At 69.3% G+C, this 26,476-nt stretch carries 28 protein-coding genes; 17 read left to right on the forward strand and 11 right to left on the reverse strand.

Annotated elements, in window-relative coordinates; genetic code table 11:
* The first annotated feature begins 43 nt into the window (after positions 1 to 43).
* Entirely contained in the window at positions 44 to 1,429 is a 1,386-nt protein-coding gene (locus ACWDLG_RS23620) for an MFS transporter (RefSeq protein WP_449923177.1), read from the forward strand.
* A gap of 316 nt (positions 1,430 to 1,745) precedes the next feature.
* On the opposite strand, the gene ACWDLG_RS23625 is transcribed toward ACWDLG_RS23620, so the two are convergent.
* Positions 1,746 to 2,822: an LLM class flavin-dependent oxidoreductase gene (locus ACWDLG_RS23625; protein WP_449923180.1), complete on the reverse strand. Its 1,077-nt coding sequence runs from the start codon at positions 2,820 to 2,822 to the stop codon at positions 1,746 to 1,748.
* Between the two features lie 519 nt (positions 2,823 to 3,341).
* Between ACWDLG_RS23625 and ACWDLG_RS23630 the strand changes: the two genes are divergently transcribed.
* Entirely contained in the window at positions 3,342 to 3,854 is a 513-nt protein-coding gene (locus tag ACWDLG_RS23630) for a GDSL-type esterase/lipase family protein (RefSeq protein WP_449923183.1), read from the forward strand.
* Positions 3,855 to 4,553: 699 nt separating this feature from the next.
* Here the strand turns inward: ACWDLG_RS23630 and ACWDLG_RS23635 are convergent.
* A complete protein-coding gene (locus ACWDLG_RS23635; RefSeq protein WP_449923185.1) occupies positions 4,554 to 5,075 on the reverse strand; it encodes a helicase associated domain-containing protein in 522 nt (173 codons plus the stop codon).
* 39 nt (positions 5,076 to 5,114) lie between these two features.
* Between ACWDLG_RS23635 and ACWDLG_RS23640 the strand changes: the two genes are divergently transcribed.
* Both ACWDLG_RS23640 and ACWDLG_RS23645 read left to right on the forward strand, forming a co-directional pair.
* Positions 5,115 to 5,660 carry an RNA polymerase sigma factor gene (locus ACWDLG_RS23640; RefSeq protein WP_449923188.1) on the forward strand — a complete coding sequence of 182 codons (546 nt, stop codon included), beginning with the start codon at positions 5,115 to 5,117 and terminating at the stop codon, positions 5,658 to 5,660.
* A 68-nt stretch (positions 5,661 to 5,728) separates the two neighbouring features.
* The gene (locus ACWDLG_RS23645) at positions 5,729 to 6,340 is read left to right on the forward strand and encodes a hypothetical protein (protein WP_449923191.1); all 612 of its coding nucleotides are present in this window, start codon (positions 5,729 to 5,731) and stop codon (positions 6,338 to 6,340) included.
* A 61-nt stretch (positions 6,341 to 6,401) separates the two neighbouring features.
* On the opposite strand, the gene ACWDLG_RS23650 is transcribed toward ACWDLG_RS23645, so the two are convergent.
* The 4 genes from ACWDLG_RS23650 to ACWDLG_RS23665 form a co-directional block, all read right to left on the reverse strand.
* Positions 6,402 to 6,548, reverse strand: coding sequence for a hypothetical protein (locus ACWDLG_RS23650; RefSeq protein ID WP_449923193.1), 147 nt, complete (start codon positions 6,546 to 6,548; stop codon positions 6,402 to 6,404).
* A gap of 146 nt (positions 6,549 to 6,694) precedes the next feature.
* Positions 6,695 to 7,096 (reverse strand): (R)-mandelonitrile lyase, encoded by a 402-nt coding sequence (locus tag ACWDLG_RS23655; protein WP_449923910.1) that lies wholly within the window; start codon positions 7,094 to 7,096, stop codon positions 6,695 to 6,697.
* 119 nt (positions 7,097 to 7,215) lie between these two features.
* Positions 7,216 to 7,413 (reverse strand): carboxymuconolactone decarboxylase family protein, encoded by a 198-nt coding sequence (locus ACWDLG_RS23660; RefSeq protein WP_449923196.1) that lies wholly within the window; start codon positions 7,411 to 7,413, stop codon positions 7,216 to 7,218.
* 284 nt (positions 7,414 to 7,697) lie between these two features.
* The gene (locus ACWDLG_RS23665) at positions 7,698 to 8,672 is read right to left on the reverse strand and encodes a helix-turn-helix transcriptional regulator (RefSeq protein ID WP_449923199.1); all 975 of its coding nucleotides are present in this window, start codon (positions 8,670 to 8,672) and stop codon (positions 7,698 to 7,700) included.
* 136 nt (positions 8,673 to 8,808) lie between these two features.
* Here ACWDLG_RS23665 and ACWDLG_RS23670 point away from each other — a divergent pair, with 136 nt between their 5' ends.
* The 3 genes from ACWDLG_RS23670 (at position 8,809) to ACWDLG_RS23680 (ending at position 11,201) form a co-directional block, all read left to right on the forward strand.
* Positions 8,809 to 9,204 (forward strand): RidA family protein, encoded by a 396-nt coding sequence (locus tag ACWDLG_RS23670; RefSeq protein ID WP_449923913.1) that lies wholly within the window; start codon positions 8,809 to 8,811, stop codon positions 9,202 to 9,204.
* A gap of 201 nt (positions 9,205 to 9,405) precedes the next feature.
* Positions 9,406 to 10,545: a sensor histidine kinase gene (locus ACWDLG_RS23675; RefSeq protein ID WP_449923202.1), complete on the forward strand. Its 1,140-nt coding sequence runs from the start codon at positions 9,406 to 9,408 to the stop codon at positions 10,543 to 10,545.
* Complete coding sequence (locus ACWDLG_RS23680) at positions 10,542 to 11,201, forward strand: response regulator (RefSeq protein WP_449923205.1); 660 nt, start codon at positions 10,542 to 10,544, stop codon at positions 11,199 to 11,201. Before ACWDLG_RS23675 ends, ACWDLG_RS23680 begins: the two co-directional genes overlap by 4 nt.
* On the opposite strand, the gene ACWDLG_RS23685 is transcribed toward ACWDLG_RS23680, so the two are convergent.
* Positions 11,171 to 11,914, reverse strand: a complete 744-nt coding sequence (locus ACWDLG_RS23685) for a DUF2306 domain-containing protein (protein WP_449923207.1) — start codon at positions 11,912 to 11,914, stop codon at positions 11,171 to 11,173. The two genes, ACWDLG_RS23680 and ACWDLG_RS23685, sit on opposite strands and share 31 nt — an antisense overlap.
* Before the next feature lie 207 nt (positions 11,915 to 12,121).
* Here ACWDLG_RS23685 and ACWDLG_RS23690 point away from each other — a divergent pair, with 207 nt between their 5' ends.
* Positions 12,122 to 13,108, forward strand: a complete 987-nt coding sequence (locus tag ACWDLG_RS23690) for an NAD(P)-dependent alcohol dehydrogenase (RefSeq protein WP_449923210.1) — start codon at positions 12,122 to 12,124, stop codon at positions 13,106 to 13,108.
* A 261-nt stretch (positions 13,109 to 13,369) separates the two neighbouring features.
* Here the strand turns inward: ACWDLG_RS23690 and ACWDLG_RS23695 are convergent, their stop codons facing one another.
* Positions 13,370 to 14,410 carry a trypsin-like serine peptidase gene (locus tag ACWDLG_RS23695; RefSeq protein WP_449923213.1) on the reverse strand — a complete coding sequence of 347 codons (1,041 nt, stop codon included), beginning with the start codon at positions 14,408 to 14,410 and terminating at the stop codon, positions 13,370 to 13,372.
* A 490-nt stretch (positions 14,411 to 14,900) separates the two neighbouring features.
* Here ACWDLG_RS23695 and ACWDLG_RS23700 point away from each other — a divergent pair, with 490 nt between their 5' ends.
* Genes ACWDLG_RS23700 through ACWDLG_RS23715 form a run of 4 tightly spaced genes read left to right on the forward strand, consistent with a single transcriptional unit; the run spans position 14,901 to position 19,509 of the window.
* Complete coding sequence (locus tag ACWDLG_RS23700) at positions 14,901 to 16,019, forward strand: hypothetical protein (protein ID WP_449923216.1); 1,119 nt, start codon at positions 14,901 to 14,903, stop codon at positions 16,017 to 16,019.
* A gap of 34 nt (positions 16,020 to 16,053) precedes the next feature.
* Positions 16,054 to 17,220, forward strand: a complete 1,167-nt coding sequence (locus tag ACWDLG_RS23705) for a toxic anion resistance protein (protein WP_449923219.1) — start codon at positions 16,054 to 16,056, stop codon at positions 17,218 to 17,220.
* Between the two features lie 38 nt (positions 17,221 to 17,258).
* Positions 17,259 to 18,893: an extracellular solute-binding protein gene (locus tag ACWDLG_RS23710; RefSeq protein ID WP_449923222.1), complete on the forward strand. Its 1,635-nt coding sequence runs from the start codon at positions 17,259 to 17,261 to the stop codon at positions 18,891 to 18,893.
* Complete coding sequence (locus ACWDLG_RS23715; protein ID WP_449923225.1) at positions 18,880 to 19,509, forward strand: hypothetical protein; 630 nt, start codon at positions 18,880 to 18,882, stop codon at positions 19,507 to 19,509. The genes ACWDLG_RS23710 and ACWDLG_RS23715 overlap by 14 nt, the downstream gene beginning before the upstream one ends.
* A gap of 8 nt (positions 19,510 to 19,517) precedes the next feature.
* On the opposite strand, the gene ACWDLG_RS23720 is transcribed toward ACWDLG_RS23715, so the two are convergent.
* A complete protein-coding gene (locus ACWDLG_RS23720) occupies positions 19,518 to 19,835 on the reverse strand; it encodes a hypothetical protein (RefSeq protein ID WP_449923228.1) in 318 nt (105 codons plus the stop codon).
* 196 nt (positions 19,836 to 20,031) lie between these two features.
* On the reverse strand, positions 20,032 to 20,841 hold the full coding sequence (locus ACWDLG_RS23725; protein ID WP_449923231.1) for a helix-turn-helix domain-containing protein: 810 nt from the start codon (positions 20,839 to 20,841) through the stop codon (positions 20,032 to 20,034).
* 154 nt (positions 20,842 to 20,995) lie between these two features.
* On the opposite strand from ACWDLG_RS23725, the gene ACWDLG_RS23730 reads away from it, so the two are divergent.
* Genes ACWDLG_RS23730 through ACWDLG_RS23740 form a run of 3 tightly spaced genes read left to right on the forward strand, consistent with a single transcriptional unit; the run spans position 20,996 to position 23,355 of the window.
* Complete coding sequence (locus ACWDLG_RS23730) at positions 20,996 to 21,853, forward strand: alpha/beta fold hydrolase (protein WP_449923234.1); 858 nt, start codon at positions 20,996 to 20,998, stop codon at positions 21,851 to 21,853.
* A gap of 18 nt (positions 21,854 to 21,871) precedes the next feature.
* Positions 21,872 to 23,125 carry an FAD-dependent monooxygenase gene (locus ACWDLG_RS23735; protein ID WP_449923237.1) on the forward strand — a complete coding sequence of 418 codons (1,254 nt, stop codon included), beginning with the start codon at positions 21,872 to 21,874 and terminating at the stop codon, positions 23,123 to 23,125.
* Between the two features lie 53 nt (positions 23,126 to 23,178).
* Positions 23,179 to 23,355, forward strand: coding sequence for a hypothetical protein (locus tag ACWDLG_RS23740; RefSeq protein WP_449923240.1), 177 nt, complete (start codon positions 23,179 to 23,181; stop codon positions 23,353 to 23,355).
* 626 nt (positions 23,356 to 23,981) lie between these two features.
* Here the strand turns inward: ACWDLG_RS23740 and ACWDLG_RS23745 are convergent.
* The gene (locus tag ACWDLG_RS23745) at positions 23,982 to 24,374 is read right to left on the reverse strand and encodes a nuclear transport factor 2 family protein (protein WP_354908692.1); all 393 of its coding nucleotides are present in this window, start codon (positions 24,372 to 24,374) and stop codon (positions 23,982 to 23,984) included.
* 142 nt (positions 24,375 to 24,516) lie between these two features.
* Between ACWDLG_RS23745 and ACWDLG_RS23750 the strand changes: the two genes are divergently transcribed.
* Together ACWDLG_RS23750 and ACWDLG_RS23755 are read left to right on the forward strand one after the other, a co-directional pair.
* Positions 24,517 to 24,996, forward strand: coding sequence for an AAA family ATPase (locus tag ACWDLG_RS23750; protein ID WP_449923244.1), 480 nt, complete (start codon positions 24,517 to 24,519; stop codon positions 24,994 to 24,996).
* A 642-nt stretch (positions 24,997 to 25,638) separates the two neighbouring features.
* On the forward strand, positions 25,639 to 26,424 hold the full coding sequence (locus ACWDLG_RS23755) for a TIGR03084 family metal-binding protein (RefSeq protein ID WP_449923247.1): 786 nt from the start codon (positions 25,639 to 25,641) through the stop codon (positions 26,422 to 26,424).
* Positions 26,425 to 26,476 lie beyond the last annotated feature (52 nt).

A 26,476-nucleotide genomic window follows, 5' to 3' on the forward strand; every position in this document is an offset into this window, starting at 1 on the left:
CGGGCCCGCCGGCGCCTCCCGCCCGCAGCGCCACCCCGGCCTGGTGCTCGCCATCGTGCTGATCTGTCAGACGATGTTCATCCTGGACACCAACGTGGTGAACATCGCCCTCCCCGACATCCAGCACGACCTCGGCTTCTCTGCCGCCGGCCTGTCCTGGGTGCTCAATGCCTACATGCTGGCCTTCGGCGGTCTGCTGCTGCTCGGCGGTCGCGCGGGCGACATCGTCGGCCAACGACGGGCTCTCATCGGCGGGGTGGTCATCTTCACCGTCGCTTCACTGGCCGGAGGGCTGGCCACATCGGCTGGGATGCTGCTGGCGGCCCGTGCCGGTCAGGGGATCGGCGCCGCCATCGCCGCACCGACCGTGCTCGCCCTCATCACCGTAGGCTTCCCGGAGCCTGCACGCAGGGCGCGGGCGCTGGGGGCCTACGCGGCAGTCTCCGGTTCCGGCGCCGCGATCGGCCTCATCGCCGGTGGCATGCTCACCGACTGGATCTCCTGGCGGTGGGTGCTGTTCATCAACGTGCCGATCGGCATCGTCCTGCTGATCCTGGCCCCGCTGTTCATCACCGAGACCGATCGCCACCCGGGCCGCTTCGATCTGGCGGGTTCGCTGACCTCGACGCTTGGTATGACCGCGCTCGTCTACGGCTTCATCCGCGCCGCTGAGCAGGGCTTTGGCGACGTGGTCACGCTCGGCGCACTCGGCGTGGCCGCCGTCCTGCTGGTCCTGTTCGTGGCCGTCGAGTCCCGTGCCCGGCAGCCGATCGTCCCGCTGCGGCTGTTCGCTGACCGCAACCGCGCCGGCGGCTACGTTGTACTGCTGTTTGTCCTGGCCGCGGGCAACGGCATGTTCTTCTTTCTCACCCAGTTCCTGCAGCAGGTCCGCGGGTACAGCCCTCTGCAGGCGGGATTCGCCTTCGTGCCGCTGGCCCTCGCGATCCTGGCGTCTTCCGGCATGGCGGCCCGGCTGCTGCCGCGCCTGGGCGCCAAGACGCTGATTGCCGTCGGCGCCGCGGCGATCAGCCTGGCCCTCCTGTGGATGACGCAGCTGACGCCCCAGGCCGGCTACGCCACGGCGCTGCTCGGCCCCATGATGATCGCCGGCCTCGGCATGGGCATCTTGCTGGTAGGAGCCACCACCGTGTTGTCCTCCGGGATCCGAGCCGAGGATGCCGGTGCCGCCTCGGGCCTGCTCAATGTCATGCAGCAGATCGGCGGTGCGCTGGGGCTGGCCATCCTCGTCACGGTGTTCGGCGCCGCCACGCGCGCTTCACGCGGACCGGCCCACCAGGTCCTCACCGAGGGAGTCACCACGGCCTTTACCGTCGCAGCTGCGTTCACCGCCAGCGCAATCCTCCTGGCCCTGACCATGAAGAACAGGCAGGCCCACACAGCCGAATCCGCGGAGGAGCTCACCCGATGACGTAGGGACCATCCTCAATCTGTGCCCCGACGCTCCGGACCTGCCAGGTAGCTGATCTACAGGTCTTCGGGGCTCGCTCGCCCCCAAAGCGGGAGTGCACGCCCTTGCCGGTCAGGAGGTGAGGTTCAGCGGCACAGGGCCGCGTCGACGGCTTTCTCCAGGTGCTCGATGGCTTGTCCGGTTTTCGGTTCGAGGGTCATCGTGACGCTGGCGGCGCGGCTTCGCGGGCAGAGCCATGTACGAATAGACGAGCAGAGCTGATCAGCGAGACCTCACCACCGTTCTGTCTCATTCAGCGGAACGGATTCGGGTCCGCTCAGGTGAGGAGTTTCGCTAGCTGGGCCATCTCAGTGGGTGGGTCGATCACCGGCTGGATGAGCAGTTCGTCGATGCCGGCTTGTTGCAGGGTGGCGATGCGGGCGCGGAGGTCGTCGCGGGTGCCGACCAAGGCCAGGGTGTTCATCAGCGAGGGCAGGATCAGGTCGCGGTCCTGCGGTGCGATGCGTCCGAGGTAGTTGGGGTAGAGCTTGGTGTGCCGGTCGGGTGCGGTGGCGCTGGTGCCGCGCCGGTCCAGCAGTCGCCGCACCGTCTCGCGTTCGGCGGGGCCGAGCTGCTCGGCGAAGGCGGGTGTGTCGGCGGCGGTGTCGGCAGCGAAGGCCAGCAGCGACAGGACGAGGTGGCCGGTCGCGTCCCGGGCCGCGTCGCCGTGGGGGTCCTCGTCCTCGTCGAGTATGTGCAGCGCGGTGACCACATAGGAGTCCGCCCGAGGGTCTGTGCGGGAATCGGGGTCGCGGGGTGTCCCGCGGGCGGCGTTACGGCGGGCGTCGTGCAGCGCGTGCCAGGCGGTGGGGTCCAGCAGGCCGAAGGAGATCAGGCCGGTGCCGCGGCGGCCGGCGACGGCGGCGGCCTTCGGCCCCAGCGCGGCCACGACGAACTCGATCGGGTCGGCCGTGTTCACCTGCCCTCCGGCGTGCAGGAAACGGACGTCGCGAACCCGGTCACCTTCGCGGTACTCGATGGTGCGTCCGGCGCACAGGCCCTGCAATGCGGCGGTGAAGGTCTCCACCGTGGCCGCCGTGGTCGGCCGCATGCCCAGCGTGCGCCGGGCGGTGTTTCCAGTCCCGACCCCGCAGATGATCCGGCCCGGTGCCAGCGCGTTGAGGCTGGTGAGTCCACCCGCGGCGGCCGGCGCCGAGCGCAGCGCCGGTGAGGTCACGCCGATGCCGAGCCTGATGTGGCTGGTGGCCATCGCACACAGGCTCAAGGCGACGAAGGCGTCGCCGTGGACCATCGGGGTGTCGTTGACCCAGAAACTGTGCAGGCCCAACTCCTCGGCCTGTACGGCGAGGTCCTCCACGCCTGGCTGTGCGGTGACCACGACGCCTGCACGCATCGAAACCTCCAAGGGACGAGGATCCCAACGTACTCAGCTTGACAGCTCACCGGCTCTGCACTTCCAGGAGTACCCCGACAGCTGGCGCACTGTCGCGGCGATCGCCACGGGCGCGCCGGGACCCGGCCTCACCCCGGCCGCGGCCTGCCCGCCGGTCCGGAGCCGGAGACGGCACATGGATGAGCAGGCGCTCGGCAGCGGCCTCGAGCCCGCCTCCCGCCGCTGGTCCGTAGCTGCCGACGCAGCGCGAGGCCGAGGTGTACGCGCAGATCCCGGCTGTAGCATGCCGTGGCCTGTGCGGGCCGATCGACTGCACCGACGACATCGGTATGAGAGCACGGGGGCCGGCGTGCCCGTTCGGCTGTCAGGTCATCGAAGCGCGCCCGCTCCCCCGCGCCGAGGCCTTCGCCTTGGCCGACGCGCACCGACTGCCAACGGCTGGAGAGCGCACAAGGCCTCGGCTTCGGCTACCCGCTCCGCATCGCGGGCGAGTGGGGACTCCGGCACCCGGACCGGGCCGTGACCTGGCTGAACTCCGCCATCGCGGGCGACAAGGTGATGGACCTCGAACCCCGATGGCAGGCGGACGTGCTCGACGCGCGCCCCGACGTGGTGTCGATCCTCGTCGGCGTCAATGACGTCGGCTGGCACACGTACGCCCCGGACGGCTACGTGATCCCCGCGGAGGACTACGCGGCAGGTTACGACCGCCTGCTCGCGCCCCTCGCCGAGGCCGGCGCCGACCTGATCCTCATCGAGCCGTTCCTCCTGCCGATTCGCGGCGGTGTCGAGGTCGGCGACGCGCACCTCGGCGTAGAGGACCGGAAGAAGTGGCGCGCCGACCTGGACCCGAAGATCCAGGTCGTGCGCGAGCTCGCCCTCAAGTACGGCGCGCACCTGCTCGCCGCCGACGGCATGTTCGCCGAGCTCGCCGCGACGACCGGACCGGAGTACTGGGCTGCGGACGGCGTGCACCCGACGCCGGCCGGTCACGCCGCACTCGCGGAAGCCTGGTTGCGCCTGGTCGCGTGACCAGCCCTCGCGATCCCAGGCGGGCCCGCCGCTCGACGGCCCGCGGCCGGCGCCTGGGACGCTCGCCGGCGATGACCGCCGAGCAGGTCCGGCACGCCCGCGACCTGCTCGCCCGGCCGGAGGACACCGTCTCCTCCATCGCCCGCCTACTCGGCGTCGGCCGCTCGACCATCCACATGTACGGACGTCGGCGAGGTCGACGTGACAATGGTCTGCCGGCGTGTTGGCAGAGCAGGACCCTGCTCCCAGGGCGAATTCCTCCCTCCGTCGGAAGATCCGCCGGATTTCGCGAGCGAGAGTCGGCCCTCGCTTGAACCCCGGTCCACAGGATGGACGCTCAGTGCCCGCGAGCCGCCGCGCCGCTTTCCTGCCGGTGAACGCGAAGAGCGGACGCGAGCACCTCGGGACAGACGGCCAGCGTGGTAGGCGGCGGGCCAGCTCGCCGACCCCTCTCTCCCATCCGGCCGGCGGCTCGGTCTCGGCGGCCTGATCGACGTCGCCAGCAAGGACTGGGCGAGCGTAGCGGCCAGCCGGCGGCCAGGCGGCCGCGCACCTGTCGACGAGGCTCGACGCCACCCGCATAGCGATGACCTGCACGAACACGGCTAAGCGCAGGATCCGGCTCGGATGTTCCTCAGCCCAGGGCCACGCGGCGGCTCGAGGGCAGGGATACGGTGCGAGGATGGCGCGCCTTCCCGGCTACCAACCGATGATCGCCCAGGCCGGCACCACTCCGCCGGGCGACGGGGATCGGTGGGCGGTGGAGATGAAATGGGACGGCATCCGCGCGCTGCTGTACGTCGAGGACGGCCGGGTGCGGATCCGCAGAGTGCCCTTGCGCTTTTCGACACGTCGGGACTGCATACCGATCTTGTCCAGCGCGTCGCTCAGGTCGGGAGTGAGCTTGCCCGCCTTCCGCGGGCTGTGCTGCCGGCTGATCCAGTCCTTGAGATAGTCGTTGTCGGGCTCGAGTCTGCCGGTGCTGGCGTGTAGCGCCTTGGCCTGCTCGTAGGCCTCTTGCCATTTCGCTTCGGCGGGCTCCCAGAGGATGTGGAGGCGGTCCAGCATCGCGACGCGTTCGGCGGACAGGGCGCCGCGGCGGCGTTCGCTGCGGCGGTGCGGATCAGCAGCGCTTCGGCGAAGCCGGGGTTGACGGCGCTGCCCATCACCTCGCAAGTCCTCCCGATCCTGAGCGGAAACGCTTTTCGTCGCTCGGTCCAAGTACGGGTGTAAGGCGAACGACGAAAGGGATTGCAGGCGATGCGCCTCAACGAAGACCCTGCGGCCTATGAGGCCTTTTATCGCCGCCACGTGGATGCCGTACTGAAATTCGTGGCCCGGCGGGTGAGGGACCCTCATCTCGCCGCGGACCTCACGGCGGACATCTTCCTGGCGGTCTTGGACTCGGCTCATACCTACGTCCCCGGCCGGGGCAGCGAAATCGCATGGCTGTACGGCGTCGCGCGCAACGTCGTGTCGGCCCAGCATCGCCAGGCGGCCAGGGAGGCGCGGGCCAACGGCCGCGTCGCGGGTCGCCGGCTGATGGACGACGACGATCTCGTCAGGATGGAGGAACGGATCGACGCCGAGCGCCACATGCGCTGTGCCCTCGAGGCCATGGCCAGGCTTTCCGAGGGCGAGCGCGCCGTGCTGGAGCTCGTGGCGATCGACCAGCTCTCCGTCGCCGAAGCCGCCGCGGCCCTGGGCATCAGGCAGGTGACCGCGCGGGTCAGACTGCACCGGGCCAGAAAGACCCTTGAAAACGTCGCTTCGCCAGCACCTGTGTACGTGGAAGGACAGGCATGAGCAATTTCGAAGAGCGCCTTCTCAGTGCACTCAAGGACGAAATCACGACGAGAACGGCGGAGGACAAGATGACCACTGTTACACCGGTTCAGCGCGGCTCGCGGCGGCGCTTCGTAGGGCTGTCCGCCGCGGTGGCGGGGGTCGCGGCGGCCGCCACCGCGGTGGTGCTCATGACCGGTATCGCGGGCGCTCCGGCATACGCGGTCACCAAGGGCGCGGACGGCGCGGTCAGCGTGCAGATCAACTCGTTCACCGACCCCGAAGGGCTGGAGGCCGAGCTGGCCGCCAACGGCGTCAAGGCGGTCGTCGACTACCTGCCTGCGGGGCAGACCTGCCAGGAGCCGCGCGGCCAGCGCAGCAGCATGACCGGGAAGTTCGCGACGAGCATCGGCTCGGAGGGCAACGGGATGTCCTTCAAGATCGTGACCGGGCAGATCCCGGAGGGCGAGACGCTCGTGCTGGCCGTGTCCAGGAGCAAGGACGGCGACGACAAGCCGCCGTTCGCGACCTCGCTGCAGGTCGTCAAGGGCGCGGTCGCGCCGTGCGAGGCCACCTCGGCGTCGGAGCCGTCGGCCGACGGCTCCGGTGGCACCAGCGAGAGCAAGGGCGACGATTCCGGTCTGAGCTCCAAGAACGACGGCGAGGACAACGGTCCCAGCCTGAACGAGGAGACCAAGTAGCCCCTCTACTCACCAGGGCCGGCGGTCCTTCCCCACATCACGCATCGCCGGCCCACCCGGATCAGCGGCGGTTCTTGGCCGGCCACCGGAACGAGGCAGGGCGGCCAAGCGGGTAGGGGGCATCGCCGTCGGGCGTGGCGATCACCCCGATCGGCTCGTTCACCAGACGAGCCAGGTCATTCACGTCGTACCAGTCGGCTCGGTCCATAGTCGAGCAGCCTACGCCTGTCCATAAAAGAGGACGAGGAGGCGTCGATCTCCACGCATGGCGGATACTCCCTTGCTCGATTCGGTCGGTTCTGGTCTCGGGGAACCTGCGGCCCCAGGCCGTCCAAGGTCGGGTGGCCGGGGATCTCAGGTGAGGTGGTCGGTGGGAGGGCTGGTGTATTCGGTGTCGGTGACGTGATCGAGCCAGGTGACCTCATCGCCTTCCCACAGGGCGATGTGGGTCATGAACTGGTCGGGGGCGGCGCCGTGCCAGTGCTCTTCACCGGGCGGAGTCCAGATGACCTGGCCGGGGTGGGCTCGGAGGATCGGGCCGCCCCGGGACTGGATCAGGGCGATCCCCTCCACGATGTACAGGGCCTGGCCCCTGCCGTGGGAGTGCCAGGCAGTGCGGGCGCCGGGCGTGAAATGTACAGCGTTCGCCCGCATCGCGGAGGCGTCGTGGCCTCGGTAGATGACGTCGGCGAAGGCGTCGCCGGTGAACCACTCGGCCGGCAGCTTGCCGGTGGCGGGACGCTTCAGCAGTTCCATGATGTTTGTTCCTTTCGCAGGACGGGCCGGTCGGGCGCGAAAGAGATCTTTGGTGACCGTCATGGCGGACATGGCGCGGGGCCAGCTGGCGTAGAAGGCCAGGTGGGTGATCGCTTCGATCAGCTCGGCCTCGGTGACGCCATTGTCGGTGGCCCGGCCCAGGTGGAAACGCACTGCTCGGTGCTGCCGCTGGTGACCGGGCTCGCGACCGTGACCAGGGACCGGTCACGGGCCGACAGGTCGGGACGCTCCCACACCTGTCCGAACAGGACCTCGTCGGTGAAGTGCACCAGCTGCGGAGCGAAGTCACCGAACATGCGGGCGGCACCCGAAGGCCGCTCGTCGCCGGAATGGTCATTCCCCCCTGTGATGTTGAGAGTTGTGGTGGATTGCCGCCCGGCCGGGTGGTCGGGAATCTCGACAGGCAATGTCCTCCCTCGACATGCTCGTCTGTGCACGTCAGGACGGCTGTGAGGCACGCCGGGCCGTCATGCGGGTGAATGGACTATGACCGTCTACCGCAAGGCGGCGCCGCGCGTTGTGCATGCGTCGTTCGGCGCTTGGCGCCTACCAGGCGGCGGCCCGGAGAAGGCGGCAACTCTCAGGACGACGCTCCGTAGCGGGTGGCGATCGCGGCGGCGCGGTCGCGCAGGGAGTTGCGCAACCACTGCGGGGCCAGGGCTTCCGCGTTCGTGGCCAGCTGCCACAGCGCCCATTCGGCGTGTCTCGGATCTTGGAAGGTCACCTCCAGCCGCAGCCGGCCGTCCGAGTCGAGTTCCTCGGCGAGGACGGCCAGCGCGGTGCCCACCAGGTCCTCCCGCCGCGCCGGGTCCACCCGTACCAGCACGGTGACCTGGTCGCCGCCGGTCCGAAACTGCGTGCTGCGTTGCCGCCAGACCCGGTCCAGATCGACCCGGTCCGGCCGCTGTGCCGGTTCGGGAAGTTCCTCGGCGGCCAGGACCCGGGACAGCCGGTAGGTGCGGTCCGCGCCGGACCTCGTGGCCAGCAAGTAGCCCTGGTCGCGTACGGTGACCAGGCCGATCGGGTCCACCGTGCGCCACTTCGGGGTCTGGTCCACAGCCGCGTAGTGGATGCGCAGTCTGTGTCCGGCGAGCACCGCGCGCCGGACCTCGGCCACTACGGCGTCAGGCACCTCCTCAGCGACCAGCCGACGCGAGAGGAGGTCGGTCTCCGGGTCGATGAGCAATCGCTCGGCCGCGCCGGCCGCGGTGTCCCGATAGCTTTCGGGTAGCGCGTCAACCACCTTGAGCATCGCCGAAGCGAGCGCCGAGCCGAGGCCGAATGCCTGCGCGCCGCGCCGCGATCCGGCGATCAGCAGGGCAAGGGCCTCGTCGTGGTTCAGTCCGGTGAGCTCGGTCCGGAAGCCGGGCAACAACGCGAAACCGCCGTGCCGGCCGCGTTCGGCGTAGACCGGGACGCCGGCTGCGGACAGCGCCTCGATGTCGCGCAGCACGGTGCGGGTGGATACCTCCAGCTCGCGGGCCAGCGTGGCCGCGGACAGCCGGCCGTGCTGCCGCAGCAGCAGCACCAGCGAGACCAACCGGTCAGCGCGCATCCAAAAACCCTACAGGGATACACGACACAGGATGTCGTGATTTGCCGGGAGGCTTGGCAACACGACGTCAAAGGCGGTGGCTACCGAGCCGACGGACGTCCGTAATGTCGACGAATCCGATGGAGCTGATATGGCAGTGGAGCGAACGGCGGTCAACCCGTGGCCGTGGTCGGTGGAGCTGGGCTACAACCAGGGTGAGGTCGTCTCCGGGCACACCCGGACCCTGTACTGCGCCGGGCAGACCGCGATGAGCGGCGACGGCAAGCCCCAGCATGCCGATGACATGGCGGCGCAGTTGGCGCTGAGCATCGACAACCTGGAGGCCGTGCTCGGCGAGGCCGGCATGTCCCTCGCGAACCTCGTCCGGCTCACCGTCTACACCACCGACGTCGATCGGCTCTTCGAGCACTACGGCGTGCTGGCGTCGCGGTTGGGCGCCGCCGGGGTGGCACCGGCCACCACGATGCTCGGGGTGACACGGCTGGCGATCCCCGACCTGATGGTCGAGCTCGAGGGGACCGCCGTCGCGTGATGCGACCTCGCCGCCTCCGGCAGGGCTGCCCGAGGCGGCGAGCCCGGTTCGCCTACGAGCACCACCCCGAGCTACGCCGGCTCCAGTACGCCGAGGACGACCGCCAGGGGGTCGGCAAGCGCTCCCGCCGTAACGTCCGATCCCGCGGGAAATGTGAACTTGCTCTTCGGGCTGGACAGGGGCACTCGTTACCATGATTTGGTGCACGGCCTCCTTCGCTCCGTGTGGAACGAGCCACGTCCCCCCGACCCGCCGCCGCGGGTGTGGCGGGACTGGGCGCTCGTGGGTGTCCTCGTGCCGATCGCGGTTCTCGAAGGAGTCCTGCGGCCGGACCTTCCGTGGCGGGCCGTCTCGGTGCTGGTCACCCTCGGGCTGGTGCCCACGTTGTTGTGGCGCAGGACCAGACCGCTGCCGATGCTCGCGATCGCCTTCGGAACCACGAGCCTGGCCCCGCTGTTGACGGGCGGCGAGTCTCCGGAGACGTACACGATGGTGTACCTGCTGTTCCTGGTGTACGCGTTGTTCCGGTGGGGGTCGGGACGCGAGGCCGCGGCCGGGTTGGCGATCATGCTCGTCGCTGTCCTCCTCTCGATCGTTTTCGACCGCATCGTCCTCGCCGACGCGGTGGCGGCGTTCGCGGTCATGTCGTCGGCCATCGCACTGGGCGTGGCGTTCCGGTACCGGGCCAGGGCGAGGATGCGCGAGCTCGACCAGGTCAAGCTGCTCGAACGCGAACAGCTGGCCCGCGACCTGCACGACACCGTCGCTCATCACGTCTCGGCGATGGCGATCCGCGCGCAGGCGGGCATCGCCACGTCGGCGTCGCGGCCGAACGCCGCGACCGAGGCACTCCACGTGATCGAGGCGGAGGCGGCGCGCGCCCTCGCCGAGATGCGCACCATGGTCCGGGTCCTTCGCCAGGACCAGCAGGCGGACCTGGCGCCCGGACGGGGCGTCGCCGATCTCGAACGGCTCGCGAGCCAGGGCCCCTCCGTCCCGGCCGTCGACGTGGAGATCTCGGGCGACCTCGACGACCTTCCCCCGCTGGTCGGGGCCGCGCTGTACCGCCTGGCCCAGGAGTCGGTCACCAACGCCAGGCGGCATGCGCGCCATGCCACCCGCATCGTGGTCCGCGTCGCCGCCGACGACACGTCGGTGCGCCTGCGCGTGAGCGACGACGGCGACAGCAGCCTCCTGCGCCAGACCGGGTCGCCGGGGTACGGGCTCATCGGCATGATCGAACGCGCCGACCTGCTCGGCGGCACCTGCGTCGCCGGCCCCGACCCCGACCGGGGATGGACGGTGACCGCGGTGCTGCCTCGAACCAGGTCGGCGACATGAGCATCCGGGTGATCGTCGCCGACGACCAGGAGATCGTCCGTACCGGGCTCTCGATGATCCTCGACGCCCAGCCGGACATCGAGGTCATCGGCGAGGCGGCCGACGGGCGGCGAGCCGTCGAACTCGCGCGGCGCCTGCGCCCGGACGTGTGCCTGTTCGACATCCGCATGCCAGGCCTCGACGGCATCGAGGCGACCCGTTCCCTCGCCGGGCCGTCCGTCGAGGACCCCCTCGCCGTGGTCGTCATCACCACGTTCGATCTCGACGAGTACGTCTACGCCGCCCTGAGGGCCGGCGCCCGCGGGTTTCTGCTCAAGAACGCCGGCGCCCACCTGCTCTCGCAGGCCGTCCACGCCGCCGCCAACGGCGACGCGCTCATCGCCCCGAGCATCACCGCCCGGCTGCTCGGCGCCTTCGCCCGCACCGGGCCCGCCTCTCCCCCGGCCCACCCCGTCGAGGTGCTCACGGACCGTGAAGAACAGATCCTGGCCACCGTGGCACGCGGGCGAACCAACAACGAGATCGCCGACGAGCTGCGCATCTCACTCAGCACCGTCAAGTCCCACATCGCCAGCCTCATGGCCAAGCTCGGCGCTCGCAACCGCGTCGAGATCGCCATGTGGGCCTACGAGACCAACCGTGTCCAGCGGTCCTGAGAAGGGCGGGTCCCGCCGCGGATGATCCGTTCGGCCACGGCGAGATTGATCACCCAGCTGCCGCCCAGGAGCAGCGCCCTGGAGATCTCGCCGGGCGTGCCGATGAGCAGGAACCAGAGCGCCAGCACCACCGCCTGCGTGCCCGCGCCCAGGCCGATCGCGTAACCACGGACCATCCAGGCGCGGTGCCCGGCGACGTCCCGCCGCCGGATCGCGGCCAGGCCCAGGGCAAGGGACAGGACCATGGCCGCGCCGAACACGAGCCGGAACCCCGCGAGGAGTGCGCCGTCACCCTCGGGGCGAGGATAGAACAGGGACATCCACAGCCCCGCCAGCGCCGCGAGGAGTCCACACGGAACCAGCAGCCTCCCGGCGACACGGTGCCAGCCGGGCCTCCGGCGGCGGAACCCCGCCGCGAACTGGAAGGCGCCCAGCACGCTGTACACACAGGCGCCGATGATGTGCAGCACCACGGGCAGGGGCGCCACGAAGAACCGTCCGTTCTCCGGCGTGATCGCCGCGCCGCCGGCAAGCTCGGTCAGGCGTACGGCACCGGCGACCACGGGAACGGCGCCGAGCACGATCAGCGCGGTCGGCACGAGCCACCCCGCCCTCGAGGACGGGGCTGTGGCCTCGCTCCGGCCGTCCTTCAACCGGCCGGCTCGCGACGGCTGCGGCAACGGCTGGCGTCCCGCCGGGCTCTCGTCGGTCATGCCCTCGATCGTGACGGCTGAGGCGACGGCGGGTCATCGGCAGAACGGCCCTGCCTGACCTGGCCGATCGTCCGCCAAACGGGCGTACTTTCGGCTGATGAGCCCCCTGACCACGCCTTCTACGCTGATTTTCACGACACGCCGTCGATGCGGGAGCGTGACGGCCCCCGATGGAAGTCCGCACTCGCCGTGGATGAGGAGAATGTGATGAAGGCGTTCGTCCTGCGCTCGTACGGCTCGCCCGACGTCCTGGATCTCACCGAGATCGAGACGCCCGTGCCAGGCGACGACGAGGTGCTGGTCCGGGTACGCGCCACCTCCGTCCAGCCGTACGACTGGCACTTCATGAGAGGCGAGCCGTACATCGCGCGCCTGATGGGCGGCGGCCCCGGACTGCGCAGGCCGAAAATCAGCGTCCTGGGCGCCGACGTGGCGGGGCAGGTCGAGGCGGTCGGCAAGGACGTGACAGAGTTCCGCCCCGGCGACGAGGTGTTCGCGATGCCCAAGCAGGGCGGCTTCGCCGAGTACGTTTGCGTCCGGGAAGGCGAACTGGCATCTCGACCGACGAACCTGTCGTTCGAGCAGGCGGCCGCGGTACCGATGGCCGCCGGCACCGCCCTGATCGGACTGCGCGACCAGGGACGCGTTCAGCCGGGGCAGCGTGTGCTCGTCAACGGAGCCTCAGGAGGCGTGGGCACGTTCGCCGTGCAGATCGCCAAGGCGTTCGGCGCGAAGGTCACCGGCGTCTGCAGCACGCGGAACCTGGACCTGGTCCGGTCGCTCGGCGCGGACGAGGTCATCGACTACACCCGAGAGGACTTCACCCGGAACGGGCAGCGCTACGACCTGCTGCTGGACGTCGCGGGCGGCCATCCGGGAGCGGCCTGCCGGCGGGCGTTGACCCCCGAGGGCACCTACGTCGTCGTCGGCGGGCCCGCCGGCCGGTGGGTGCGACCCGCCGGCCGCATGTTCTCGACGCTCGCGGTGTCGCCGTTCGTGTCCCAGCGGATGGCCTTGGCGGACGTGGTCCGCTGCACGCAGAACAAGCGGAACCTGCTGACGCTGACCGAGCTCATCGAAGACGGCAAGGTCACCCCGGTCATCGACCGGGTCTACCCGTTCGAGGAGATCCCTGAGGCCATCAGATATCAGGAAGAGGGGCACGCTCCGGGCAAGGTCGTCATCGCGTCCTAAGACCAGGCCCGGCAGCGGGTGTCGATCCCACATCAGCCGTCCGGGCGTCGCCTGCCGTACGAAACCGGCACAACCTGTCGAGAAGATCCGCCCGACGCCCTCCCCGGCGTCCGCTTCGACGACATCGCCATCCGGCCCTTCCAGCGCAGGTTCGACGGAGTGCTGTTCGGCCTCGTCATCGAGGCCTTCGAAGGCGACGAACACGCCGAGTTCCACCCGAACAACGCTGCGCCCGCCCGGCGGGGCGGGCGCAGCGGCCTTCTACACGATGGGACCGCTCGCGAGCTGGTTCGCGGCGGAGTAGACCGCAGCCACTTCACCGTCGAAGTACGGGGAGACGCTGGTGTCGTAGCGGTCGTCGCCGTCGGTGTCGGAGACGCTGATCGTTATGCCGTTCAGGTAGCCGAGGCGGCTGTCTCGGCTGTAGTGGTACAGCCACGAGGAGCCGAGGGAGCCCTCCCCGGTGAACCGGGAGTCGACACCGACGGGTCGGTCGGCGGAGAGGTCGGAAAGCTTCACGGGGAATGTCGGCCCGGTGGACGATTCGAGGGTGTGGCCGGTGTAGGGCTGGGTTCCGTCGGGGTTGAAGCCGGCAGGGTAGCCGAAGACGTCGACCGAGGAAGGCGTCGGCTGGTTGTAAGACAAGCCCTGCCCGCCGACGCTGTCGACCAGCCTGCCGGCATCGGTCAGCACGCCGGAGGAGGACGAGACGACGCCGTTGTACACGTTCACGAAGGCGAAGTCGCGGTCGTAGTCGGCGTACACGTCGAAGTCGTAGTGGGCGACGGCCTGCTTTCCGACGTACAGGCCCGACGGGATCGTGCCTTCGGAGTAGCCGGGAACGAAGACCCACTTGTCGAGCGCGGCGCCTGCGCGCTGGGTGTCGTACACGCAGTGACCGGCGGTGGCGACGAGGTTGCGATAGTTCGACCGCATGGCGGTGCCCGTACACCAGTGCGGCTGACCGTCGGCGCCGACGAAGAACACCTTGCCCGAGGTAGTCGGCAGCTTCCCCGTCAGCGAGAGCGGACCCGGCACCGGCGCGATCAGGCCGGGCTTGCCGTCGGGGGCTATGGCGGTGGACGTCCGTTCCCCATGGACCACGGTCTGGACGGCGTAGGGTGTGGCGCTCTTCAGGTTGGCGGCCCCGTCGGCGAGCCAGAACGTCGCGGCCTGCTGAGCAGCCGACACGCTGGAGGCCAGAGGGAGCATCACCGGGCTCGCGGCCAGAGCCGGTGAGGAGACGACGGTGGAGCCCACCAGGCTCAAGCCGATACCTAATGCGATCAGTGCACGCCTCATAACGGATCTCCCAGTCCCATTCATGGGGGCGTTCGTGACGGCCCCGTCAGCATGGACCCCGGCCGGGCTGTTCAGCCTGACCGAGGAAAGGAAGATCATAACGCTGGCGGGATGCCCACAAGGGAAGCGTTGGACCTTTATATCCAATATGGGGCAATTCGTCCAGTTTGGGGGCGCGCCTTGTTGGGGCCATCCAGCTTGACGCTTGTGCCGCAAAGAAGTCGACGCGCCAGCGAATTCACCGACGCGGATTTTCGGGTATCGATGGCGACCGATCGAGTACCCGCCCGCCATCGCGTCAATCATCCCATTTCATGAGGTATGGCCGTTTAGCGAACCGTTCAGTCAATCACCTAGTGACCTTTCCGTGAACAGGAGCTTAATTGTCAACGCGTTATACGTGAGTCGCCGCCGACAACCCTGGTATCTCACATAATCCGATAGGGAGCGCCGGTATGCGGCGATACGGGGTGAGTTATTGGGGAACCAAATGAAGCGATGGATCGGCGTCGGGCTGGCGCTGCTCCTCGGTGCCGCCGTGGTGGTGGCGATCGTGGTGGGCGACCGCAGCGGAGGCGGCGCCGAGAAGGAAGACCTCACCCTTGTCCGCGGGGTGATCGGGTCGGAGAAGAAGCCCTTCTTCGACGACCGGCGAGTACAGGCCGTCTTCGCCGGGCACGGCCTGCGGGTCGAGGTCGACACCGCCGGATCGCGCCAGATCGCGGCCTCGGTGGACCCGAAGAAGTACGGCTTCGCGTTCCCGTCGAGCGTGCCGGCCGCCGAGAAGATCAAACGCGACCACGGCGCCGCCCGCACGTTCGCACCGTTCTCCTCCCCGATGGCGGTCGCCACCTTCGAGCCGATCGTGGACGTCCTCGCCAAGGCGGGAGTCGTCCGGGATTCCGGTCAGGGATACCAGCTCCTCGATATCAAGAAATATCTGGACCTGGTGGCGAAGGGGACCCGGTGGGACAGGCTCCCTGGCAACACCGCCTACCCCGCGCGCAAGAGGGTGCTGCTCACCACCACCGACATCCGCACGTCGAACTCCGCGGCGATGTATCTCTCCATAGCCGGCTACGTGGCCAACGGCGACGACGTGGTGAGCTCCAACGCGCAGGTCTCCAAGGTGGCCGAGGAAGTCGCGCCACTCTTCCTCGACCAGGGCTACTCCGAGACCTCCAGCGAGGCGCCGTTCGAGGACTACCTGTCCCAGGGCATCGGCAAGACGCCCATGGTCATGATCTACGAAGCGCAGTACGCCTCCCGTCTCTTCGCCGGCGACGGTTCGATTCGCCCTGACATGCGGCTGCTGTACCCCTCGCCGACGGTCCTGAGCAAGCACACTCTCGTACCGCTCAGCGCCCAGGGCACCGAGGTGGGCCGCCTGCTGCAGGAGGACCCGGAACTCGGGCGCCTCGCCGCGGCCTACGGCTTCCGCACCGCCGCCCCCAAGGCGTTCGGCGACATGGTGGCCAAGACCAGGGCACCGCTGCCGTCCAGCTTGATCGACGTGGTCGAGCCTCCCGCCTACGAGCGACTGGAGAGCATGATCACCGAGGTCGAGAAGCTGTACCGGTCCGGCGCGGCCCCCTCCCCCACCCCGTGACCCCGCCTTCACTACTGCCCGCAGGAGACACCACGTGAGCGATCTCGTCCTCAGCCCGCCCGAACCCGTGGCCAAGGTGCCCGTGGAGAAGGCGGCTACCATGCTGCCCATATCCGAGGGGCGCAGCGACGAGCTGGCCGAGAAGGCCAAGGGCTTCGCTGAGGAGCTCAGCGAGCTGGACCCCCGCTCCCCCGAGTTCACCCGCAAGGTGCACGACATCACCTCGATGGGCGACTCGGAGATCCGGGCGTCGTCCCAGGTCGCCAACCGCATGCTGCGGCGTCCCGTGGCGGCGCTCGCGTCGGCCAGGGGTGAGGGCAAGGACGCGCAGGTGGCGGTGGCGGGCCAGTTGCTCGCGCTGCGCCGCACGATCGTCGACCTCGACCCGAAGCAGGCGTCGGGCCCCGGCAGGAAGCTCCTGGGCATGATCCCGTTCGGCGACAGGCTGCGCGACTATTTCGCGAAGTATCAGTCGGCTCAACAGCACATCGACGACATCATCCGTGCCCTGAAGTCCGGGCAGGACGAGCTTCTGAAGGACAACGCGGCCATCGAGGGCGAGAAGGCCAACCTCTGGGAGTCGATGACCAAGCTCCAGGAGTACGCCCTGCTCGCCGCCGCCCTCGACTCCGCGGTCGAAGCACAGATCATGCGGGTGGAGACTGCCGACTCGGAGAAGGCGACCGCGCTGCGCTCGGACGCGCTCTTCGGCATCCGGCAGAAGCACCAGGACCTGTTGACCCAGCTCGCGGTCTCCGCTCAGGGCTACCTCGCCCTCGATCTGATCCGCAAGAACAACCACGAGCTGATCAAGGGTGTGGACCGCGCGACCACGACGACGATCGCCGCGCTGCGCACCGCGGTGACCGTCGCGCAGGCGCTGGCCAACCAGAAGCTGGTGCTCGACCAGATCGCCGCCCTCAACACGACCACGTCGGATCTGATCGTGGCGACCAGCGAAATGCTGCGCACCCAGGCCGCGGACATCCAGACGCAGGCGGCCTCCACCACGGTCGGCATGGACGCGCTGCGCAAGGCGTTCGACAACATCTACGCCACCATGGACACGATCGACACGTTCAAGGCGCAGGCCGTGGAGAACATGGCGATCACGGTCGACAACCTGACCGTCGAACTCGACCACGCCCGTACATACCTGGAGCGCTCCCAGTGCGGCGACGAACAGGCCCTCCCCCGATGAGAAGGCAGACCCCCGGCGCAGGTTCAGGGGCTCCCCGGGTGCGAAGGCCGGCCTACGCCGCCACGCGTGCCACCGCCTCCCGAGTGCTCACGATGCGACCGGCCGGGCGGGCGCTTGCCGTGATCGCCCTGCTCGTCGTGTCGGCGGCCTGCGGCGGTTCGGGCTCCCCCTCCGAGCCCGTGAACGGCCCCGACGTGCTCCGCGTCCTCGCAGGCAGCGAGATCAAGGACCTCGAGCCGCTGCTCGAACGGGCGCAGGAGGCCGTCGGCGTGCGGGTCGCGCTGTCGTACTCCGGGACCGTCGACGGAGCGGAGCAGGTGGGGAGCGGCGGCGCGGACGGCACGTACGACGCGACCTGGTTCTCCTCCAACCGCTACCTGTCGCTCATCGAAGGGGCGACCGCGCGGCTGTCGACCCAGACCAAGGTCATGGCCTCGCCGGTACTGCTCGGCCTGAAGCAGTCGAAGGCCCGCGAGCTCGGCTGGGACACCGAACCCGTGACCTGGAACGACATCGCCGCCGCCGCTCGCGCCCACAAGTTCACCTTCGGCATGACCAGCCCGGCCGCCTCCAACTCCGGATTCTCCGCGCTGGTCGGCGTGACCGCCGCACTCTCGGATGCCGGGGAGGCCCTGGACCAGGCCCAGATCGACGCGGTGACGCCGAAGCTGACGGAGTTCTTCTCGGCGCAGACGCTCACCGCGGGCTCCTCCGGCTGGCTCGCCGACGCGTACATCAAACAGGGCACGGTGGACGGGCTGGTGAACTACGAGTCCGTGCTTCTCGGTCTCAACGCCTCGGGCAAGCTCGAGGAGCCGCTCACGCTGATCTACCCGACCGACGGCGTCGTGACGGCCGACTACCCGCTCACGCTGCTGAACTCGGCCGGAGCGGAGAAGAAGGCGCTGTACGGGAAGCTCGCCGCCTGGCTGCGCGAGCCCGAGATCCAGCGCGAGATCATGACGACGACCTACCGGCGGCCGTTCGTGCCGGAGGTGCGGCCCGACCAGCGCTTCGGATCGGCGTCCCTGGTGGAGCTGCCGTTCCCCAACCGGCGCAGCGCCGCCGACGAGCTCATCGGCGTCTACCTCAACCAGGTGCGCGAGCCCTCAAGGACCCTCTTCGTGCTGGACACCTCCGGATCGATGGAGGGTGATCGCCTCGATGCGCTGAAGCAGGCGCTGACCGCGCTGGCCGGAGCCGACACCTCCGTGAGCGGGACGTTCTCACGTTTCCGCAACCGCGAGACGGTCACGATGATCCCGTTCAACTCGACGCCCGGGGAGCCGCGCACGTTCACGCTGCCCGAGCGGAACGCCGACCCCGTCCTCCGGCAGATCCGCTCGTACGGCGAGGCGCTGCGGACCACGGGCGGTACGGCGATCTTCGACAGTCTGCGCGCCGCCTACGAGCAGGCGAGGTCGTCACCGTCCGCGGACTTCACCTCGATCGTGCTGATGACAGACGGCGAGAACACGGACGGCAGCTCCTACGACGACTTCGCCTCGTACTACCGCTCTCTGCAGGTGAAGTTCCCGGCCTTCGTCGTGCTCTTCGGTGACAGCGACGTGGCGGAAATGAATCAGGTCGCGCAGCTCACGGGTGGTGCGACATTCGACGCCCGCTCGGGATCGCTGACGGCGGCCTTCAAGGAGATCCGTGGCTACCAGTAGCCCGGCCGCCCGGGTCCTCGCCTATGCCGGATCCACGAAGAACATCGCCGGATGCGCTCTGGCGCTGGTCGGCGTGGTGCTGGTGTTCCTCGGGGTGGCCGGGGCGTACTGGCCGGTGGTGGTGGCCGGGCTGTACGGCGTCGGGGCGTTGCTCGCGCCGGCGGACCGGGTGAAGCTGACGATCTCGCACGCGGAGGTGGAGAGCCGGCAGCTGTTCGCCGAGCTGGACACGCTGCTGGCCAAGGTCGGCCGGAACCGTTTCCCCGACGACGTGGCGACCGAGGTCGCCGAGCTCGCCGAGGTACTGCGCGACATCCTGCGCCGCGCGGACGCGCTCACCTCCTCCCCCGACCACCTGCACATCGTGTCGCAGACGATCAGGGACTACCTGCCGTCAAGCCTGGAGGCCTACGCCAACCTGCCCCGCTCGTACGCGCTCACGCGGCGCGGCGAGCGGCAGCGCAGCGCCCACGAGGAGTTGCTGGCCCAACTCGACCTGCTGGACGCCCAGCTCCGCAAGGTCGCCGAGTCGGTGTACCGGGGTGACGAGCAGGCTCTGCGCGACCAGGGCAGGTTCCTCGAAGACCGCTTCGGCGGCTCCGACCTGGATCTCTGACCGCCCCGTCAGCGTGGGCGGCTGAGGGCGGCCTCGGCCAGATCCGTCCATTTCTCGGCCGAGGAGTGGGGCACGACGACCCAGTCCTTCACCACCCTGCCCCGGCCCGAGGGGTCGAACAGGGACGCCCCGGCCAGCTGGAGTGCGGCTGCGTGTTCGGGGGTGTCCCTGACCAGCCGGAACACCATCGCGCCGTCGCGCTGCAGGCTCGCGAACACCTTCCCCGCCTGATCTTTGAGCGCGGGACTCCCCATCATCCTGGAGATCCGTACACCCAGGTCGGCCAGCTCGGCGCCGACCTGCTGGAAATCCTCTTCCGCGCTCATCGTCAGTCAGTCCCCAACTCCATGGCGGCGTGGTCGGGGTCCTTTCCGCGGGACGCGATCGCCTCGGCCGCGCCTTCCGGCAGCACGGCGCTCAGGCTAGTCGTCCCGGCGGGACCGATCAAGGCCGGATGCGGGGTGCCGACCATGCCGAGTCCCGCCGCCGGTCCTTGACCGTGCGCGACAGCTGGTCTACGTCTCATCTCCGGCCGGCGACCGAGCCGGAGATCCCTGGAGACGTGAGGCTGTCGGGTGTTCCGCGGCTGGGCCATGCGATGTCGTCAACGGCGAGAAACGGCTCGCCGGCCACGGTCGCGGGGGTCGCCCCGGTGAACGCCATGACGTCCCGATGCAGGTGGGACTGGTCGGCGTAGCCGGTGTCGGCCGCGACTTGGGCCGCGGCTTCACCCGCGACCAGGCGGTGGGCGGCATGGTCGAAGCGGACCAGCTTCACGGCGCGCTTGGGCGGCAGGCCGAGCTGCGACCGGAACCGGGACCACAGCCGCTTACGGCTCCACCCGACCTCGGCCGCGAGTCCGTCGACCCGGGCCAGGCCACGGCTGCCGACGATCCGGTGCCAGGCCCAGGCCGCCTCCGGGTCCACCGGCGGCCCCGCCTCATGCCGGCGGGCGAGCAGCGCGTCCATCAACGCGAAGCGATCCTGCCACGACGAGACATCGCCCAGTCGCTCACGGATCCGGGACACCTCACGGCCCCACAGGTCCTCGAGGGCCACCACGGTGCCGTCGAGCTCGGCGGGGGAGACGCCCAGCACCGCGCGTGCGATCACCGGGGACAGGCGCACCTGCACGCACTCGACGTTCTCACCCCGCGCCCAGACCGCGCCTCCGGACCCGACCCCGGGCCCGGCCACGACACTTCCCCGCTGCTGCCGCCCGGCCGTATCGTCCACGACGGGCGAACCGGCGCCGAACTCCACCAGCAGCGTCACGGCCGGGTGCGGGACCAGCCGGAGCGCGTCCAGGTCACGGACACGGAACCCGGCCATGCTGACACCTGCCACCCGGCTGGGCCGCCGCGGGCACGCGACGCCCCACACAGCCGCATCGTGTACGAACGTCCGCACCGTCCCATGCTAGCGAGCCGACGGAGGGGAACATTTGTCCAATCCTCCGGCGCGTACCGGCGGCGACAGTGGACTCATGACTGTTTCTGACGGCGGACCGTACGTGACCGGCGGCGCCGAGGCCACCCAGATTTCGACCCTGCCGATGGACGACGGCGACATCCACGTGTGCCAGGACGGCCCCCGCGACGCCCCCGCACTCCTGCTCATCCACGGGTCCGCCTCCTCGACCCGATCGTGGGAGTCGATGGTTCAGCTGCTGACCGGATCTCACCGCGTCATCCGGATCGACCTGCTCGGGCACGGCCGGTCGGCCAAACCGGCCGACCGCAGCTACGCGCTCCCGGACCAGGCACGCAGGGTCGGCGCGGCCCTGGACCTGCTCGGCGTCGAGCACACCGTGGTCGTCGGCCATTCCAGCGGCGGCGCGGTCGCCACCGCCCTCGCCGAACAGCGGCCCGACCTGGTGACCGCGCTCGCGTTCATCAACACCGGCCCCAGCCTGGACGCCTTCATCGCACCGGAGTCCGCCGCATTCGCAGCCTCGCAGTGGCCGCCGACCGACGAGCAGCTCCGCCAGTTCGCGAGCACCGGTTTCAGCCGTGCGGGCTACCAGATCCCACAAGAGCTCCTGGACGACGCGCGCGCCATGACCTACCACACGCTCACCACGACGATGCAGGCCACCCGCCATTACATGGAGCAGCGGGCGCTCCCGGATCGGCTGGCGGTCCTGGGCAAGCCGCTCCTGGTGATCTTCGGTGAGGACGACCGCAGATGGCGATCCTCATCCGCCTCCGACTACCGCGCCGTTCCGGGCGCGAAGGTCGAGTTGCTGCCCGGTCTCGGGCACTCGCCCCTGCTTGAGGATCCGTCGCGGACCGCCACTCCCCTGCTGGCCTTCACCGCGATCCACGCCGTACGGGTGGACTGAATGACAAGGAAAGGTGCCATGCGGATTCTCGTCTCCGGTGCCAGCGTCGCCGGTCCGGTGCTGGCCTACTGGCTCACGAGATACGGCTTCGAGGTCACCGTCGTGGAACGGGCCCCCGTGCTGCGCAAGACGGGCGGGCACGCGGTCGACCTGTTCCGGCCCGCGACGAACATCTCGGAGAAGATGGGCGTGCTCCCGCGCGTCGAGGAGCGGGCCACCGGCACCAACCGGATGACCGTCCACCCGGAGGGCGCACGGCGTCCCGTCCGGGTGGACCTCTCCAAGATCTTCAGCGCTACCTCCGACCGGCACGTCGAGATCATGCGCGACGACCTGAGCGAGATCTACTACGACGCCACGCGCGACGACGTCGAGTACGTCTTCGGCGACTCGATCAGCGCGATCTCGCCCGGCGGAGAGGTGCGGTTCGAGAACGCCGCGCCGCGCCGTTTCGACCTCGTCGTCGGCGCGGACGGGCTGCACTCCAACGTGCGCCGCCTTGTCTTCGGTGAGGAGTCCCGCTTCAGCGACTTCGTCGGGGCCTACCTCGGGGTGCTGACCCTGCCCAACGTCTCCGGCCTCGACGGCGAGCTCCACATGCACGTCGGCGTCGGCCGCACTGCCGGCATGTACGGCGCGCGGCACCTCGGCGACGCGCGGGCGTTGTTCCTGTTCCGGAGCGAGCGCGAGCTCGACTACCACCACCGCGACGTGCCCCGGCAGAAGGAACTGCTGCGCGGCGCGTTCGAGGGCATGAACGCCGACGTGGACCGCTGGCTGGACGAGCTGGACCGCGCCCCGGCGTTCTACTTCGACTCGATCACACAGCTCCGCATGGACACCTGGTCGCGGGGAAGGGTGACGCTCGTCGGCGACGCGGGCTACTGCCCCGGCCCGGCCGTCGGCGGCAGCACCAGCCTGGCCGTCGTCGGCGCGTACGTCCTCGCCGGGGAACTGGCGCGGGCGGGCGGTGACCACGAGCGCGCCTTCCCCGCCTACGAGCGGGCGATGGCCGAGCACGTGCGCGGCAGCCGCGCGGTCGCGCTGAGCGCGGCGAAGACCCTGGTCCCCACGTCCCGCCTCGGGGTGTGGGGGCTGGCCCAGGGTGCCCGCCTGATCTCCGCCCTGCCCGCCGGGCCCAGCCGCGCCCTCCTCCGCCTCACCACCAAGAGCGCGCGCCTCTACAACTCCATGACCGTCGACGACTACCCGCCGTCGCCCTCTGCATCACGAGGCTTGATCGGCCTCGAGGGCGGACGCGGGTTGGACTGAGGAGTGTTCGCCGGGTAGTGGAACTCGGATGACCACCCGCTCGTTGCGCGAGAGTGACCACACCCCAGCTCACCTGCCCGCTGTGCCACAGCACCGAATTCACGCGGCAGGACGGCCGCATCGACAACAAGAACGGCTACCTTCCCAACCCGGTGGCGCTCATGATCTGCAAGCTGTGCAACTACGTGTTGCCGTTCTGGGAAAGGAAGTCGATCTTTGACCTGAGCTGAGGTCACGCCGCGATCCGGCGATTACGTTCGCGATGCGGAGCGTCACGCCCTGGGCCCTCACGCGCGGGCGCGGACGCTCAACCTGGGAACCATTCGCGCGCTACAGCAGCGCGGCCGGCTCGCCGAGGGGGCCGACGAACACGGGCCGCCGACGGCGCCCAGACCGCAGACCGGCCCAGGCCCGACGTCGAGCGGTGTTCGCAAGCAACCCGCTGCGCCGTACGGACAGGTGACAGGGTTCCGAAGTGACCACGCATCGTGGGCGGCCAGTCGAGGCGCCTGCTGAAGTTCTTCCGTCGCCTGATCAGCGTCTCGGAGCCGTCCTCCGATCATGAACGCGGTGGCGAGGCCGTTGGCGAGCAGGCGCGCGGCGGCGGCCCACAAGGCGGTGGGGGCCGCGCCCGTACGGAGGAACAGCGTGCCGAGCAGGGCGAGGCCGAGCGTGCCGCCGAGTTGCTGAACGGCTTTGAGCAGCCCGGCTGCGCAGGCCGCTCCCACGTCCCACCGGAGAGGGGCGCGTGGAGGACCGCGGTCCTCCACCGGCTAGGGCACGACGCACACCGTGGCCCCTGACGCCTCACCGAGCGGCAGGGGCCGCTTTCCCCTGACCGCTGTCCCGGCCTGGATCAGGCCTTGATCGCGGTGCCCTGGGCGGAGACGAGGCGCCAGGTGCCGTGGGCGTCGGCGGCGTAGACGTGGGTGTAGCGGCTTCCGGCACTGAACGTGGCGCCGTCGGAGGTAGTGAAGTTCATGCCGGTACGCCCGACGACGATGCCTACTGTGCCGATGACCCGGACGATCGCCTCGTCCGGGAACGAGTGGATCCGCGGAAACCGGAGGGAGCCGGAGGCCACCAGGTCGAGCAGGATCCCCCTGTCGGCGACGGCCCCGTCCTCGACCCCGACCAGGACGAAGTCGTCCGCCAGCAGTTCCTCCAGAACGGCGAGATCGCTTGCCACGAGGGCGTCGAAGAAGCTCTGGTCGTACTTGAGGAGGGTGACCCGATCCAAGCTGTTCATGTCGCGACGGTAAACGTTGACGCTGGTGACAAGGTCAAGCCGGCCTCAGGGGCGCGTTCATCCGGGTGCCTGTGAGCGTCGGATCGCCAACCTCGGTCATACGAAGCCGACCGAGATCAGGGCGGTCCGGTAGTCTCGGCCGATGGCGAAGATCCTGGTCACCGGCATGTCGGGCACCGGCAAGTCCACGGCGTTGGCGGTGCTGGCGGCCCGGGGTCATCGCGCCGTCGACACTGACACCGACCGGTGGAGCCACTGGGTGACTCTGCCGGACGGATCCACTGATTGGGTGTGGCGGGAGTCGGCCATCAGCGACCTGCTCGCCGACCACCGTGAGGGCGCCCTCTTCGTGGCCGGCTGCAAGTCCAATCAGGGTCGGTTCTACCCGCGATTCGACCACGTCGTACTGCTGAGCGCTCCCGCTGAGATCATGCTTGCTCGCATCGCGACGCGAACCAACAACCCCTTCGGTAAGCGCCCTGAGGAACGTGCGGCCATCCTGCGCGACCTGGCCGACGTGGAGCCGCTGCTCAGGGCCACCTCCACTGTCGAGATCGACGCTTCTGCGCCGATCGACAAGGTTGTCCAGCAGCTTGAAGAACTGGCGCAAACGACGCCGTGACCAGGGGCTGCAGGAACATCCACCGCTTCTAGGTTCAGGCGCAGGCCGCCAGGAGCCTTGCGAGGCGTTCAACCGGGGTGTCCGGTCGCTTCCGGCGAGCACCGCGACCGCGGACCGCAACCCGAAGCCACAGCCCGAGCATCCCCAACGCGGCCAACGCGACGCGGATCCCGCACCTGCCGATCGCCGCACCTCCCCGGGCCGTGGCCACCCTCACCTTCGCGGTGCTGACGCTGCCGGCTCAGCTCATCCGGGAACGCGCCGCGCCCGTTGTCGGTGCGGATCAATGGGTGCGTCCCCGTGATCGAGAACAGGTCATGCCGGGCCCGAATCGAGGCACTCGCATGAACGCCGAGCAGAAGGTGCTCGACCGCATCGAGGCCGGCTCCGTCGCGAGCCTCGTGGCGTTCCTTGACGGCCTCGGCGACGACAAGCGCGGTGGCCCGTCACTCGCCCGCTCACCTGAGCGGGAGCGATCTGGCCTTGCGCGTGGCGTCCAGGAGGCCGGCTGCTCACGGTTCCCAACCTGTCAGGGGCGATGTCGGCGACGCCAGCTCGGCATGCCGAGATCAACCTGGGTAGCCTGCCCACATTAGATCAACTTTGCCCGCCCGAACGGGACAAGCCCATTGCCGTCAACGCGTGGAGGCGACACCGATCTTGAACTACGGCCTGGACATGTCCGGTGTAGAGCTCGGCCTTGCTCTGCCCGACTTGGTGGCTGAAGGGGATGAGCTTGACGCCCTGGTATCAGCGCAGGCCGACTGGTCGAAGCCTACGCCGGCAGCAGGGTGGACGATCGCCCACCAGATCGCTCATCTTGCTTCAGCTGATGCGAACGTTCTCATCGCCATACGGACTCCGGAGGCGTTCGACGTTGTGCTGAAGCAGGCGGAAGCCGCAGGCAGCCAATACGCTGATCTCGACGCCGCCGCAGGAGCAGCCAAACCGCGATCCGTACTGCTGGAACAATGGCGGGCTGGTCGAACCGAGGTGGCGGCGGAGCTACGTGACCTTCCACTGGACCATGGGTTTCCGTGGTACGGCTCGCAGTTGACCGCAGCGCTCATGGTGCCGCTTCGACTGATGGAAACGTGGGCTCACGGGCAGGACGTTTTCGATGCGCTGGGTGTCTCACGCCGTCCGACGGGTCGGCTCCAGCATGTGGCCTCGTTGGGAGTGGTAGGGCGAGAGCTGTCGTTCCATGCCGCCCAAGTGCCTGCTCCGGCAGAGCCGTTCCGTGTCGAGCTGACTGGTCCCGACGGCCAAACCTGGGCGTGGGGCCCAGAAGATGCCATGCAGCGGGTTCAGGGCAGTGCCCTCGACTTCTGCCTTCGAGTCACCCAAAGGTCCCGAGCCCAGACTGACCTCACGGCAGTCGGCGAGGACGCGCAGAAGTGGCTTGACATTGCTCGCGTTTTCCTCTGAAGGAGCACCTTCGTATGCGGACGACCGTGTGAAGCCGCTATCCCCCGCAACT

Source organism: Nonomuraea sp. NPDC003727 (assembly GCF_053586935.1).

Excerpts from the sequence above, each read along its gene's own strand:
- ACWDLG_RS23650 (WP_449923193.1), bottom strand. The coding sequence starts at position 6,548 with ATGGACCGAGCCGACTGGTACGACGTGAATGACCTGGCTCGTCTGGTG.
- ACWDLG_RS23690 (WP_449923210.1), top strand. The coding sequence starts at position 12,122 with ATGAAGGCGTTCGTCCTGCGCTCGTACGGCTCGCCCGACGTCCTGGAT.
- ACWDLG_RS23750 (WP_449923244.1), top strand. The coding sequence starts at position 24,517 with ATGGCGAAGATCCTGGTCACCGGCATGTCGGGCACCGGCAAGTCCACG.
- ACWDLG_RS23720 (WP_449923228.1), bottom strand. The coding sequence starts at position 19,835 with ATGAGCGCGGAAGAGGATTTCCAGCAGGTCGGCGCCGAGCTGGCCGAC.
- ACWDLG_RS23695 (WP_449923213.1), bottom strand. The coding sequence starts at position 14,410 with ATGAGGCGTGCACTGATCGCATTAGGTATCGGCTTGAGCCTGGTGGGC.
- ACWDLG_RS23660 (WP_449923196.1), bottom strand. The coding sequence starts at position 7,413 with ATGTTCGGTGACTTCGCTCCGCAGCTGGTGCACTTCACCGACGAGGTC.
- ACWDLG_RS23745 (WP_354908692.1), bottom strand. The coding sequence starts at position 24,374 with ATGAACAGCTTGGATCGGGTCACCCTCCTCAAGTACGACCAGAGCTTC.
- ACWDLG_RS23680 (WP_449923205.1), top strand. The coding sequence starts at position 10,542 with ATGAGCATCCGGGTGATCGTCGCCGACGACCAGGAGATCGTCCGTACC.
- ACWDLG_RS23640 (WP_449923188.1), top strand. The coding sequence starts at position 5,115 with ATGCGCCTCAACGAAGACCCTGCGGCCTATGAGGCCTTTTATCGCCGC.
- ACWDLG_RS23730 (WP_449923234.1), top strand. The coding sequence starts at position 20,996 with ATGACTGTTTCTGACGGCGGACCGTACGTGACCGGCGGCGCCGAGGCC.
- ACWDLG_RS23645 (WP_449923191.1), top strand. The coding sequence starts at position 5,729 with ATGACCACTGTTACACCGGTTCAGCGCGGCTCGCGGCGGCGCTTCGTA.
- ACWDLG_RS23725 (WP_449923231.1), bottom strand. The coding sequence starts at position 20,841 with ATGGCCGGGTTCCGTGTCCGTGACCTGGACGCGCTCCGGCTGGTCCCG.
- ACWDLG_RS23735 (WP_449923237.1), top strand. The coding sequence starts at position 21,872 with ATGCGGATTCTCGTCTCCGGTGCCAGCGTCGCCGGTCCGGTGCTGGCC.
- ACWDLG_RS23655 (WP_449923910.1), bottom strand. The coding sequence starts at position 7,096 with ATGGAACTGCTGAAGCGTCCCGCCACCGGCAAGCTGCCGGCCGAGTGG.
- ACWDLG_RS23625 (WP_449923180.1), bottom strand. The coding sequence starts at position 2,822 with ATGCGTGCAGGCGTCGTGGTCACCGCACAGCCAGGCGTGGAGGACCTC.
- ACWDLG_RS23685 (WP_449923207.1), bottom strand. The coding sequence starts at position 11,914 with ATGACCGACGAGAGCCCGGCGGGACGCCAGCCGTTGCCGCAGCCGTCG.
- ACWDLG_RS23665 (WP_449923199.1), bottom strand. The coding sequence starts at position 8,672 with ATGCGCGCTGACCGGTTGGTCTCGCTGGTGCTGCTGCTGCGGCAGCAC.
- ACWDLG_RS23700 (WP_449923216.1), top strand. The coding sequence starts at position 14,901 with ATGAAGCGATGGATCGGCGTCGGGCTGGCGCTGCTCCTCGGTGCCGCC.